Below are 12517 nucleotides of genomic sequence, written 5' to 3'. Positions count from 1 at the left end.
GACGCACAGGGTATCTATTCATTAAGATTACCACGTTTGCAGAAATCGGTATGACGACCACACCTCGCCCACGATTTTCTCTCCCCAATAATGTTCAGGTTGCAGCCTGAAAGAGGAAGAGAATTACCACTTATTCAGATAGGTTATAAATATATAATCAATTTCTCTTTTATGCCGCCAAAACGTAGTCTTGTGCTCAAGGAATTCGATTAAAAGGGCTGACTCATGGCGACCGATACCACACCTGCTTTTCCATCACGACACTTTCCCCTGCTCGGTTTACCTCGGCTGGCGCCGGGGTTATTGCTGGCCGGCGCGCTCACCGCACTGGCCATCTGGGCAGGCGATATCCCGTGGGTTGCCGGTCTAGGGCTGGGTGCGCTGACGCTGGCGATCCTGTTCGGCATTCTGGTGGGCAATACGCTGTATCCCTGGCTGCAACCGAGTTGCCACAGCGGCGTTCAACTCGCCAAACAGCGTCTGTTGCGGTTGGGCATCATTCTTTACGGCTTCCGCCTGACGTTTCAGCAAATTGCCGACGTCGGCGCTACCGGCATCATCATCGATGTGCTGACGCTGAGCACCACCTTCCTGCTGGCCTGCTGGCTGGGTAAAAAAGTGTTCGGCATCGACAGCCAGACGGCGATGTTGATCGGCGCCGGCAGCAGCATCTGCGGCGCAGCGGCGGTGATGGCGACCGAACCGGTGCTGAAGGCCGATTCCAGCAAGGTGGCGGTCGCGGTGAGCACCGTGGTGGTGTTCGGTACGCTGGCAATCTTCGCCTACCCGTGGCTGTTCCAGTTGAATGAGCATTATCAGTGGCTGCCGCTGAGCCAGGAAACCTTTGGCATCTATGCCGGTTCAACCATCCACGAAGTGGCGCAGGTTGTCGCCGCCGGTCATGCCGTCGGGCCGGATGCCGAAAACGCCGCAGTGATCGCCAAAATGATCCGCGTGATGATGCTGGCACCGTTCTTGTTGCTGCTTTCCGGTTATATCAGCCGCAGCCGCGATGCCGGGAGCAAGGCGGACAAATCCGCCATCACCATTCCCTGGTTCGCGGTGCTGTTTATCGCCGTCGCCGGGCTGAATTCGTTCAACCTGATCCCGGCTACCTGGGTGAAACACCTGATTACCGCCGACACCTGGATGCTGGCGATGGCGATGGCGGCGCTGGGGTTGACCACCCACATCAGCGCGGTGCGTGAGGCCGGCGTCAAACCCATTCTGCTGGCCACCCTGCTGTTTATCTGGCTGATTGTCGGCGGCGGCGCGATGAACCTGCTGGTGCAACATTTCTTCTGATGAGCCTTGAGCTTTCGCTGGCCCGCGATTTATCGCGGGCTTTTTTGTCGCCATTCAATCCTGCCGTTATCAATGCCATAATGACGCCGATTACACAGGAGAATGAAAATGAAGTTTGTCGGTGCACATGTCAGCGCGTCAGGCGGCGTGGATCAGGCGGTTATCCGCGCGCACGAATTAGAGGCGACCGCGTTCGCCCTGTTCACCAAAAATCAGCGTCAATGGAAGGCCGCACCACTGCCGGCAGAGGTGATTGATAAATTCAAAAGCGCCTGCGCACAGTACGGTTACGGTCCAGGGCAAATCCTGCCGCACGACAGCTATCTGATTAATCTCGGCCACCCGGTGACCGAAGCGTTGGAAAAATCTCGCGAGGCGTTTCTGGATGAAATGCAGCGCTGCGAACAACTCGGGCTGACGCTGCTGAACTTCCACCCCGGCAGCCACCTGATGCAGATTGATGAAGACAAATGCCTGGCGCGCATTGCTGAATCCATCAACATCGTGCTGGATAAAACCGTCGGCGTGACGGCAGTGATTGAAAACACCGCCGGCCAGGGCAGCAATCTGGGCTTCAGGTTCGAACACCTGGCGGCGATCATTGACGGCGTGGAAGACAAAAGCCGCGTCGGCGTGTGCATCGATACCTGCCATGCCTTTGCCGCCGGTTACGATCTGCGTACCGAAGAAACCTGCGAGCAGACCTTTAAAGCGCTGGGTGACGTGGTGGGCTTCAACTACCTGCGCGGCATGCATCTGAACGACGCCAAGAGCGCGTTCGGCAGCCGCGTCGATCGCCATCACAGCCTGGGTGAAGGCAATATCGGCAAAACGGTATTCAGTTACATCATGAGCGACTCGCGGTTCGACAATATCCCCCTGATTCTCGAAACCGTGAACCCGGATATCTGGGCGGAAGAAATCGCCTGGCTGAAAGCGCAACAATAAGCCCCAAAAATGCAAAAACCGGAGCCTGATGCTCCGGTTTTTTTATTGCCTGCGATAACGTTAAGCAGCGGTAGCCGCAGGGACGTCAGCGCGTTTCAGCAGCGCATAAGACACGCCCGCCAACAGCGTACCGGCGATAATCGCCACCAGATACAGCAACACCGGCGTGATAGCACCTGGGATCAGCAGCACGAACAGACCACCGTGCGGAGCCATCAACTTGGCGCCGAAGGCCATCGACAGCGCACCGGTCAGTGCGCCGCCGGCGATGCAGCATGGCAGCACACGCATCGGGTCACGGGCAGCGAACGGGATCGCGCCTTCAGAGATAAAGCACAGGCCCAATACCAACGCCGCTTTACCGCCTTCCTGCTCGGATTTCTCGAACTTACGACGTGCCAGCAGCGTCGCCAATCCCATCGCCAACGGTGGCACCATACCGGCGGCCATAATGGCAGCCATTGGGGCGTATACCGAAGAACTCAGCAGCGCCACGCCGAAGGCGTAAGCCGCTTTGTTAACCGGGCCACCCATATCGGTACACATCATGGCACCGAGGATCGCGCCCAACAGCACCGCGTTGGCGGTACCCAGCGATTGCAGCCAGTGAGTCAGACCTTCCATGATTTTCGCCACCGGCGTACCGACGATGTAAATCATGATCAGACCGACGACCAGGCTGGCGACCAGCGGAATGATCAAAATCGGCTTCAGCGCTTCCATACTCTGCGGCAAACGCAGCTTGGTGCTGATAAATTTGGCGACGTAACCCGCCAGGAAACCGGCAATGATACCGCCGAGGAAACCGGCACCGGTGCTCACCGCCAGCATGCCGCCGATCAGACCCGGCGTCAGGCCCGGACGGTCAGCGATGGAGAAAGCGATAAAACCGGCCAACACCGGCACCATCAGCGCGAAGGCTGAACCGCCGCCAATCTGCATCAGTGCCGCGGCCAACGTGCCTTTGACTTCAAATGCCTTGATACCGAACACGAACGACAGCGCGATACACAAACCGCCCGCCACCACCATCGGCAGCATATACGACACGCCGGTCAACAGGTGACGATACGGCCCTGCGCTCTCTTTCTTCTTGCCGGCCACTGCCGGACCGCCGCTTTTCTGCGGTTGGAAAATCTCGGCTTCGGCCTGCGCCTTGTCCAGTTCCTGCGCGGTTTTCTTCAGCGCCAGACCGGTAGAGGTGCGGTACATCGGCTTGCCGGCGAACTTGTCCAGATCCACTTCAATGTCAGCTGCCACGATCACCAGATCCGCCGCCGCCACTTCTTCAGGCGTAATGGCATTACCGGCGCCCACGGAGCCGCGGGTTTCCACTTTCACCCACCAGCCGCGTTTTTTAGCTTCGCTTTCAATGGCTTCGGCTGCCATAAAGGTATGCGCCACGCCGGTTGGGCAAGCGGTGATCGCCACAATACGTTTTTGACCCGCCGCTTTTGCCGGCACGGCAACCGCAGTCGGCGCCTGCCAGGCTTTCGCCTCGGCTTTGGCCAGTGCGAGGAAGGCTTCCGGTTCGCGTACCGCCAACTCCACATCGCCCACATAAACCCGTTTGCCGTTCAGCGCGGCGTCAGCAGGCACTGTCTGCCCCGCCACTACCACCAGTTCGGCCTCGGCAGGCGACTCAACCAGCGTCAGGCCGGTTTTCGCCGCAGCAGCGCCGAGCATGCGTTTCGCCAGGTGGCCACGGGCCTGCCCCAACGAATTGTCTATCATCAGCAGCGTTTTCATTACGCCTCCTGCTATTGGTTAAAAGGTTTCAGATCGACGCGCGCCATCATCGCGGCCAACTGTGGACGATCGGTCACGCCAACGTTGCTCTGGCTTACCGCCAGCGCAGCCACGGCGGTGGCCAAACGCAGAGTGTGTTCACTGGATTCGCGCATCAACAGGCCATAAATCAGGCCGCCAACCATCGAATCGCCGGCGCCCACGGTGCTGACGACTTCGCAAGCCGGCGGCTTGGCAATCCAGGCGCCGGAGGCGTTAACCCACAGCGCGCCTTCGGCGCCGAGAGAAATCACTACGTGGGCAATGCCCTGATCGCGCAGCGCATGCGCGGCTTCAACCACGTCCTCCAACTGCGGCAACGGACGACCGGCCCAGATTTCCAGCTCGCGGCGGTTCGGTTTCACCAGCCATGGCGCCGCTTTCAATCCGGCGACCAGCGCTTCGCGGCTGCTGTCGAAAATGATGCACGGGCATTGTGCTCGCAGGCGGATCATCCAGTCGGTAAAGGCATCGGGATCAACGCCGGCCGGCAGGCTGCCGCTTACCGCAACCATGTCGAACTGACCCAGCCAGCTCAGAGAATCGGTCACGAAACGATCCCAATCCTGCGATGTCACCTCAAAACCGGAGAAGTTGAAATCCGTCACTTCACCGTCTTTTTCCGTCAGCTTGACGTTGATGCGGGTACGGCCCGGTACCACCTGGAAGCGGTTGGCGATGCCCAGATCGCTGAACAGCAACTGGAAGCCATCCTGGTTGTCTTTCCCCAGGAAACCGCCCACAGTGACATCAATGCCCAGATCTTTCAGAACCTTGGCAACGTTAATGCCTTTGCCGGCGGCATGCAGGCCAGCGGTTTTCACCAGGTTCACTTCCCCGCGTTCGATCTCCGGGCAAAAGCCCACCAAATCGTAAGCCGGATTCAGGGTTATGGTGGCTACTCTTCTGGTCATGCTGCGCCCTCGCCCAGTCCTTCGTTAATGGCTTCACCGATCGCTTTCAGCGCCGCTTCAGCATCTTCACCCTTGGCGGTAAAGCGCAGGTGATGTCCTTTTTTAACGCCCAACGCCACGACCTTCATCAGGCTGCGTCCGTTGGCCGGTTTGCCACTGCCATCCAGGTTAGTGACGGTAATTTCACTGTTGAACTGCTTGATCACGTTAACCAGCGCGGTGCCGGGACGGGCATGCAGGCCGTGTTCGTTGCGGATCACGTACTCGGCGCTCAGCATGGTGCTTTCTTCTTCCACCTCGCTGGTCAGCAATGCCAACAGGGTGGCGGCATCGGCGTTCAGCAGGCGTTCAGCCTTGTTCGCCAGCAGCAGGTCACCCAGGTAATTCAGCACCGCCAGCGGTTGCTGGTCGGCTACGGACAGCGTCAGCAACAGCGCCACTTGCTCGCCGTTTTCGTCAAATGCCTGCGCCGGACGGCTCAGGGTCGCCGCGCTGGTCAGATTGCCTTCGGTGCTGTCGCTCAGCCAGATGCCCTGCCCGAGATTCAACGGCCGGCGGGTAATGACGTCACTGACGAACTGTGCGTTGACTGCGCCGATTTTCTGCAGACGGCCCGCGTTCAGCGCTTGCAACGTCATTAGGTTATCTGCGGCAACGTCGAGTGCGATCAGCGAAGCGTCGAACCGGAATTCAGCTGCCTGCTTTTCGCCCATCAGCAAGCTGCGCAGCTCTTCGGATGAGGTGGTTTTCGCCATCTGTTCGGCCACGCTGTCGTCACTCAGGACGTGCGTCAGCTGACGCAGCAGCGCCAGGTGTTCATCGGAACGGGCGGCAATGCCGATCACCACATACGCGGTTTGGCCTTCACCCCACTCGATGCCCTGAGGGAACTGGAAGACCTGCACGCCGGTATTCAGCACCAGATCTCGGGTATCGGTAGTGCCGTGCGGAATGGCAATGCCGTTGCCCAGGTAGGTTGAGGTTTGCAGCTCACGCTGCAGCATGCCGTCTACATAGGCGGCGCTGACGCAGCCGGCCTCGGTTAGCCCGGCGGCCACCTGGCGGATAGCGTCCTGTTTGCTGCCGGCGGCAGCGCCCAGGTGGATGTCTTGTTGTGATAACTGGAACATGATTCTCCTCTCCTGCTGAATTGAATCGTTTCAGCTTTATTGAGAAAAAGGAGCGTTATCGACACGAAGTCATTGCGGCAATAACGCTGAAACGTTTCAATCAGTGTGTGAGTAGCCCAGACTGAAAGCAAGTTTTCTCAATTTTGATGTGATAAATTTTTGACCTTACGCACACTTTGGCCTATGGGTTATCCGCTGCGGCGCAAAAGTGACATACTGTGCTGAAACTTTGCTGACGGAGAGAAGCATGACTGTAGTCGCGGGCGTAGGCGTAATCATCGTTAATGCGCAGGGAGAGATCTTGCTGGGAAAACGCTGCGGTAAACACGCCCCTTTCTGGTCAATTCCCGGTGGACATCTGGATGCCGGCGAGACGTTTGAACAGTGCGCGCAGCGTGAGATCGCCGAAGAAACCGGGTTGATCATCGCCCCGCCGAACCTGATCGGCATCAGTAACAATCTGCAGACCTGGCGTGCCGAAGGAAAGCATACGGTATCGGTATGTATGGTGACGCAACATCCCGGCGGTGAGGCGCAACTGAAAGAACCGGATAAATGCTCGGAATGGCGCTGGTGTTTACCTGAGGCGCTGCCGGAGCCGCATTTTGAAGCCAGCCGCAACGCCATCCATCTGTGGCTGACCGGCCAATGCTATTTACCGACAGCCTCATTGTTGCCGACAAAATAACCATTTCCCATTCAGGGTTTTCATACCCTGTCCGTGACGGTGTTTACAAAGTCATAATCCTCTGTAAAAACGCGCTATGTAATACAAAATATAACGCTAAAATTTCCCCCGAATGGCCTTTTTTCCACTAAAAATAACCCTATAGTGTTAGATGTTTTTACCAATAAACCTTATACTTAATCTGGTTAATTGGCCTTTGGCCAACACCTTTTAGGGAAAGGTTTTCCTTGGTATTTCATAATTATAAGTGGGTTCAATATGAACAAAAAACTAACGGGCTGGGCAACAAAGCGCCGGTGGGGATGGCTGTGGCTACTGCTGCTCGGCATTATCCTCGGTGCGGCGCTATTGGCGGGCACCGCCACCGTGTTCCATAAAACCAGCGACACCACCTTCTGCGTTTCCTGTCACACCATGCAACAGCCTTTGGCTGAATATCAGGGCAGCGTTCACTTCCAGAACACCAAAGGCATCCGCGCCGAATGCGCCGACTGCCACGTCCCGCATGAACCGCTCGATTACCTGTGGACCAAAATCCGCGCGGTAAAAGACATTTATGGCGAAATGGTCGGCACCATCGACACGCCGGAAAAATACGAGGCGCACAAGCTGGCGATGGCCCAGTCGGTGTGGAAAACGTTGAAAGAAAACGACTCCGCCACCTGCCGCTCGTGCCACAGTTTCGACGCCATGGACATCACCGCCCAACGGCCTGAAGCGCGTATTCAGCACCCGGTCGCCATCAAACAGGGCGAAACCTGCATCGACTGTCATAAAGGCGTGGCGCATATCCTGCCGGACATGAGCGGTGAAACTCAGGCCGGCGCCGCCGAACTGGCGAAGGCGGCGGCGGAAACCTCACCTACCGCCACCACACTGTACACCATCGCCACCGAGCCGTTCTTCCTGCAGCCGGACGACAGCCACAATGCCGGTAACCTGATGCCTTCCACCGAAGTTCAGGTGGTGAAACAAGACGGCGACAAAGTGCTGGCCAACGTCTCAGGTTGGCAACAGGACGGCGTGAGCGAAGTGTTTTATGCCGCGCAGGGCAAACGTATCCTCAGCGTGCTGTTGGGTGAAGACGCCCGTAAATTATTGAAAACCGGCAATACTCTGACAGACGCCGAAACCGGCCTGGTATGGCATCAGGTTTCACTGCAGGTCTGGCTGCCACGCAAGCAACTGATCGACGATCAGCAAAAAATCTGGCGCTACGCGGCAGATATGATGTCGGCCAACTGTACCGGCTGTCACGGCCTGACCGCCCTCGATCGCTTCAACGCCAACCAGTGGATCGGCGTGATTAAAGGCATGGCTCCACGCACCTCGCTGACGCAGGAACAGCTGCGCGTTCTGACACAGTACGTGCAGAAACACGCCAGCGACATGGCACCTGCCGCACCAGCCAAGCTTTAAGGGAGAAGCGCAATGAGCAAATATCAACAACATCCGTTAACAATGAGCCGCCGCCGCTTCCTGACCGGCGCCACCGCGCTGGCCGCCGCACCGCTGCTGGCGGGCCTGTGGCCTAAATCTGCGCTGGCGCAAGCCATCAGCCAGGCATTGCCGCAGTTTGTGGTACTGCGCCAGGCGCAAAAAGGCATTCTGACCGGCGCGCACTGGGGCGCTTTCGAAGCTATCGTACAGGACGGCAAAATGGTCGGCGTACAGCCGGTGAAAGACGATCCTTATCCGAACGAGTTGATCACCATGGCGCCCTTCCAGGTGCACGCCGAAAACCGCATTAAATACCCGATGGTGCGTAAAAGCTGGCTGGAAGGCGGCCCCGGCAGCCGCACTGAACTGCGCGGGCGCGACGAATGGGTGCGCGTCAGCTGGGACAAAGCGATTGAACTGGTCTGCAACGAGATCACCCGTTTGCAAAAAGATCACGGCCCGCAGTCCATCTACGCCGGTTCCTATGGCTGGAAGAGCGTCGGCATGTTGCACAACAGCCGCACGCTGCTGCAACGCCTGATGAATCTGACCGGCGGTTTCCTCGGCTATGCCGGTGACTATTCTACCGGTGCGGCGCAGGTGATCATGTCGCACGTAGTGGGTTCGATGGAGGTTTACGAGCAGCAAACCGCCTGGCCCAACGTGATTGAAAACAGCCAACTGGTGGTGATGTGGGGCTGTAACCCGATGATCACGCTGAAAAACAGCTGGAACGTGCCGGATCACTACGGCCAGACCGGTTTTGAGGCGTTGAAGAAAAAAGGCACCCGCGTCATCAGCATCGATCCGGTGCACAACGACAGCGCCAAATTTGTCGGCGCGCAGTGGATTGCTCCGCGCCCTTATACGGACGGCGCCATGCTGATCGGCATCGCCCATACGTTGCTGACCGAGAAACTGCATAACCCGGACTTCCTGAAAACCTACACCGTCGGTTTTGACAAGTTCCAGGCCTATCTGCTGGGCGAACACGACGGCATGCCGAAAACCGCCGAATGGGCTGCGGACATTTGCGGCGTAGATGCCGCAGTGCTGCGCCAACTGGCGCGCGACATGGCGAAAAACCGCACCATGATCATGGGCGGCTGGGGCATTCAGCGTCAGCATCATGGCGAACAGCAACATTGGCTGTTGGTCACGGTAGCGGCCATGCTCGGCCAGGTTGGCCTGCCGGGCGGCGGCTTCGGTTTCAGCTATCATTATTCCTCCGGCGGCAGCCCGACGGCGAAAGGCGGCATTATTGCCGGTATTTCCGCCGGCAATTCGCCGAAGAACTCCCCGTCGCCGATCCCGGTGGCACGCATTGCCGAATGCCTGGCCAACCCCGGTAAGACCATTAACTTCAATGGCGCGCAGGTGACCTACCCTGAGGTGAAAATGGTGTACGTGGCGGGCGGCAACACCTTCCACCAGCATCAGGACACCAATAACCTGGTCAAGGCCTGGCAGCGGCCGGACACTATCGTGGTGAACGAACCCTACTGGACCGCCACCGCCAAGCACGCCGATATCGTATTGCCGGCCACCACCAGCTACGAGCGCAACGATCTGGAAATGGGCGGCGATTATTCGCAGCTGTACGTGTTCCCGATGCACCAGTGCGTGCCGCCGCAGCATGAGTCGCGCAGCGATTTCGATATCTTCGCAGCGATGGCCGCCAGGCTGGGGGTTCAGGATGCCTTTACCGAAGGCAAAGATGAAACCCAGTGGCTCAAAGGCATGTACGACGACATGAAAACCCAAGCGCGCGCCGCCCGGGTGGCCCTGCCGCCGTTCGACATGTTCTGGCAATCCAACAACTATGTGCGTTTCCCGGTGCCCGAGGCCAATACCCAATGGGTGCGCTTCGCCGACTACCGCGAAAATCCGCTGCTGAATCCGCTGGGCACGCCGTCCGGCAAAATCGAGATCTACTCCGACGCCATCGCCAAAATGAAGTATCAGGACTGCCCGGGCATCCCGACCTGGATGCCGCCTCACGAATGGTATCGCGGGCCGGAAGCGGTGAAGTACCCGCTGTCGCTGAACACCGCGCACCCGATCAACCGGCTCCATTCGCAACTCGACAACACGCCGCTGCGTAAAAAATACGCGGTAGCGGATCGGGAAGCGATTGTGATCCACCCTCAGGATGCCCAACTGCGTGGTATCGCCAATGGCGATTTGGTGCGGGCGTTTAACGATCGCGGCCAGATCCTGGTCGGTGCGGTGGTCAGCGAAGACGTGCGCCCCGGCGTGGTGCGCATCAGCGAAGGCGCCTGGTTCGATCCGGCCGATCCTTCCCAACCGGGGTCGCTGTGCAAGAACGGCAACGTCAACTGCCTGACCTTCGACGTGGGTTCCTCCAGCCTGGCACAAGGCAATTGCGGACAAATGGCGCAGTTGCAGATTGAGAAGTATCAGGGCCCGGTGCTGAAAAACACCGCACACGCCGTGCCTGCAGGCGCGTAAACTGCCAGACAGGGCGGCGGCAACGTCGCCCTTTTTTACTTAGCCTTATCCAAATAAACGTTTTTTACTGCCAGGAAAAATGAAACCGCTTTTTGTTTTTTTGTTCTTTCTTGATAAATGGGCGTATTATTCACCCGACCTCCTTATCATTCCGACCCTTTACTGACCTCTATGCCTACATCGACTGCGGTAACGCGACGCTCGCCCGATCTCACTTCGCTGGCCTTTCTCGTCGTGGCTTTTCTCACCGGGATTGCCGGTGCCTTACAGACCCCCACGCTCAGCCTGTTTCTGGCGACGGAAGTGCAGGTACGTCCTTCGATGGTGGGCCTGTTTTTCACCGGCAGCGCCGTCATCGGCATTCTGGTCAGCCAGTTTCTCGCCCGCCGCTCGGATCAAAAAGGCGACCGCAAGTCGCTGATTTTCCTCTGCTGCATGCTGGGCGCGCTGGGCTGCGTGCTGTTCGCCTGGAACCGTAATTATTACCTGCTGCTGATCGTGGGCGTGATGCTGACCAGTTTCGGCTCTACCGCCAACCCGCAGATGTTTGCCTTGGCGCGCGAACACGCCGATCGCACCGGCCGCGAGGCGGTGATGTTCAGCTCAATTTTGCGTGCGCAGGTTTCCCTCGCCTGGGTAATAGGCCCGCCTATCGCCTTCGCGCTGGCATTGGGCTTTGGCTTTAAGGTGATGTATCTGGCGGCGGCGGCAGCATTTATCCTGTGCGGCGCGCTGGTGTGGAAAATGCTGCCATCGATGCGCAAAACGCAGGTGACAACCCGTGCCACGCTGGAGGCGCCACGCCAGAACCGCCGCGATACGCTGCTGTTGTTTATGGCCTGCACCTTTATGTGGACCGCAAATGGCATGTATTTGATTAATATGCCGCTGTATATGGTGCACGAACTGCAACTGTCGGAAAAGCTGGCCGGGATACTGATGGGCACGGCGGCCGGGCTGGAGATACCGACCATGCTGATTGCCGGCATGGTGGCCAAACGCTTCGGCAAACGTATGTTGATGCGCTGCGCGGTGGTGGCGGGCCTGCTGTTTTATTTCGGGCTGTTGTTTATCACCGGCACCTGGCAACTGATCGCCCTGCAACTGCTTAACGCGGCGTTTATCGGCGTGCTGGCGGGGATCGGCATGCTCTATTTCCAGGATTTGATGCCCGGACAGGCGGGTGCAGCCACCACCTTGTTTACCAACACCACGCGCGTGGGCTGGATTATTGCCGGTTCTGTCGCCGGCGTAGTGGCGGAGATCTGGAGCTATCACGCGGTGTTTTATTCCGCGCTGGCGATGGTTGTCGGCGCGATGCTGTGCCTGTGGAAGCTTAAAGACGCTTAAGGTGCAGTATCCGCTTCCAGCTTGATCAGGTAGATCAATGCCTGGTCGCGATGGTCATGACACATCTCGCGGCTGGCCTGCAGGCTGCCGCACACTTTGGGCCGCAGCGGCGAGTGAAACAGGCCGCAGCGCAGTTGCTCGCTCAGATGAATGCAGCGGGTATTGGCGGGCTTGCCGTTGGGCATTCCGGGGATAGGGCTGGATATTGAAGGCGCGATACAACAGGCGCCGCAGTCGGTACGACAGTCCATCAGCGAGTCTCCCGGTGGGCTGGCGGAATTGAAGCGCGACAATATCAGCACGGCTCATCCGCCGCCAGCATAATCCGGCTTTACCCGCCAATCTTTACACCCCACCTCCATAGCTACAAAGCGGCCATTCGCGCACAGGTTAAAAATACGCCATAAATTGTCCAATTAACGCCAATTAATGCATGAAACAAGCGCATTCGCGGCTTTACATGCACCAATCTCATATGTACC

10 protein-coding genes are annotated in these 12517 nt (G+C 58.1%); 6 read left to right on the top strand and 4 right to left on the bottom strand.

The window, feature by feature from the left end; all coding sequences use genetic code 11:
• Positions 1 to 225 precede the first annotated feature (225 nt).
• Entirely contained in the window at positions 226 to 1305 is a 1080-nt protein-coding gene (locus ACUTSW_RS13760) for a YeiH family protein (RefSeq protein WP_445584647.1), read from the top strand.
• Between the two features lie 108 nt (positions 1306 to 1413).
• Complete coding sequence (gene nfo / locus ACUTSW_RS13755; protein ID WP_166728652.1) at positions 1414 to 2253, top strand: deoxyribonuclease IV; 840 nt, start codon at positions 1414 to 1416, stop codon at positions 2251 to 2253.
• A 60-nt stretch (positions 2254 to 2313) separates the two neighbouring features.
• On the opposite strand, the gene fruA is transcribed toward nfo, so the two are convergent.
• Genes fruA through fruB form a run of 3 tightly spaced genes read right to left on the bottom strand, consistent with a single transcriptional unit; the run spans position 2314 to position 6085 of the window.
• Positions 2314 to 4002 (bottom strand): PTS fructose transporter subunit IIBC, encoded by a 1689-nt coding sequence (gene fruA, locus ACUTSW_RS13750; RefSeq protein WP_445584646.1) that lies wholly within the window; start codon positions 4000 to 4002, stop codon positions 2314 to 2316.
• An 11-nt stretch (positions 4003 to 4013) separates the two neighbouring features.
• Positions 4014 to 4955, bottom strand: coding sequence for a 1-phosphofructokinase (gene fruK, locus ACUTSW_RS13745; protein WP_004947035.1), 942 nt, complete (start codon positions 4953 to 4955; stop codon positions 4014 to 4016).
• Positions 4952 to 6085, bottom strand: coding sequence for a fused PTS fructose transporter subunit IIA/HPr protein (gene fruB, locus ACUTSW_RS13740; protein WP_197912463.1), 1134 nt, complete (start codon positions 6083 to 6085; stop codon positions 4952 to 4954). The genes fruK and fruB overlap by 4 nt, the downstream gene beginning before the upstream one ends.
• A 247-nt stretch (positions 6086 to 6332) precedes the next feature.
• On the opposite strand from fruB, the gene ACUTSW_RS13735 reads away from it, so the two are divergent.
• The 4 genes from ACUTSW_RS13735 to ACUTSW_RS13720 all read left to right on the top strand — a co-directional run bounded on the left by ACUTSW_RS13735 (position 6333) and on the right by ACUTSW_RS13720 (position 12035).
• On the top strand, positions 6333 to 6773 hold the full coding sequence (locus tag ACUTSW_RS13735) for a nucleotide triphosphate diphosphatase NUDT15 (RefSeq protein ID WP_445584645.1): 441 nt from the start codon (positions 6333 to 6335) through the stop codon (positions 6771 to 6773).
• A gap of 258 nt (positions 6774 to 7031) precedes the next feature.
• Complete coding sequence (locus ACUTSW_RS13730; RefSeq protein WP_004947044.1) at positions 7032 to 8192, top strand: NapC/NirT family cytochrome c; 1161 nt, start codon at positions 7032 to 7034, stop codon at positions 8190 to 8192.
• Between the two features lie 12 nt (positions 8193 to 8204).
• Positions 8205 to 10685, top strand: coding sequence for a trimethylamine-N-oxide reductase TorA (torA, locus tag ACUTSW_RS13725; RefSeq protein WP_197912460.1), 2481 nt, complete (start codon positions 8205 to 8207; stop codon positions 10683 to 10685).
• A gap of 171 nt (positions 10686 to 10856) precedes the next feature.
• On the top strand, positions 10857 to 12035 hold the full coding sequence (locus ACUTSW_RS13720; protein WP_445584644.1) for a sugar efflux transporter: 1179 nt from the start codon (positions 10857 to 10859) through the stop codon (positions 12033 to 12035).
• Here ACUTSW_RS13720 and ACUTSW_RS13715 read toward each other — a convergent pair.
• Positions 12032 to 12286 carry a YkgJ family cysteine cluster protein gene (locus ACUTSW_RS13715; RefSeq protein WP_006317870.1) on the bottom strand — a complete coding sequence of 85 codons (255 nt, stop codon included), beginning with the start codon at positions 12284 to 12286 and terminating at the stop codon, positions 12032 to 12034. The two genes, ACUTSW_RS13720 and ACUTSW_RS13715, sit on opposite strands and share 4 nt — an antisense overlap.
• Positions 12287 to 12517 lie beyond the last annotated feature (231 nt).

This window comes from Serratia sp. TSA_198.1, assembly GCF_052686505.1.
This window is presented reverse-complemented; position numbering and strand designations above follow the sequence as displayed.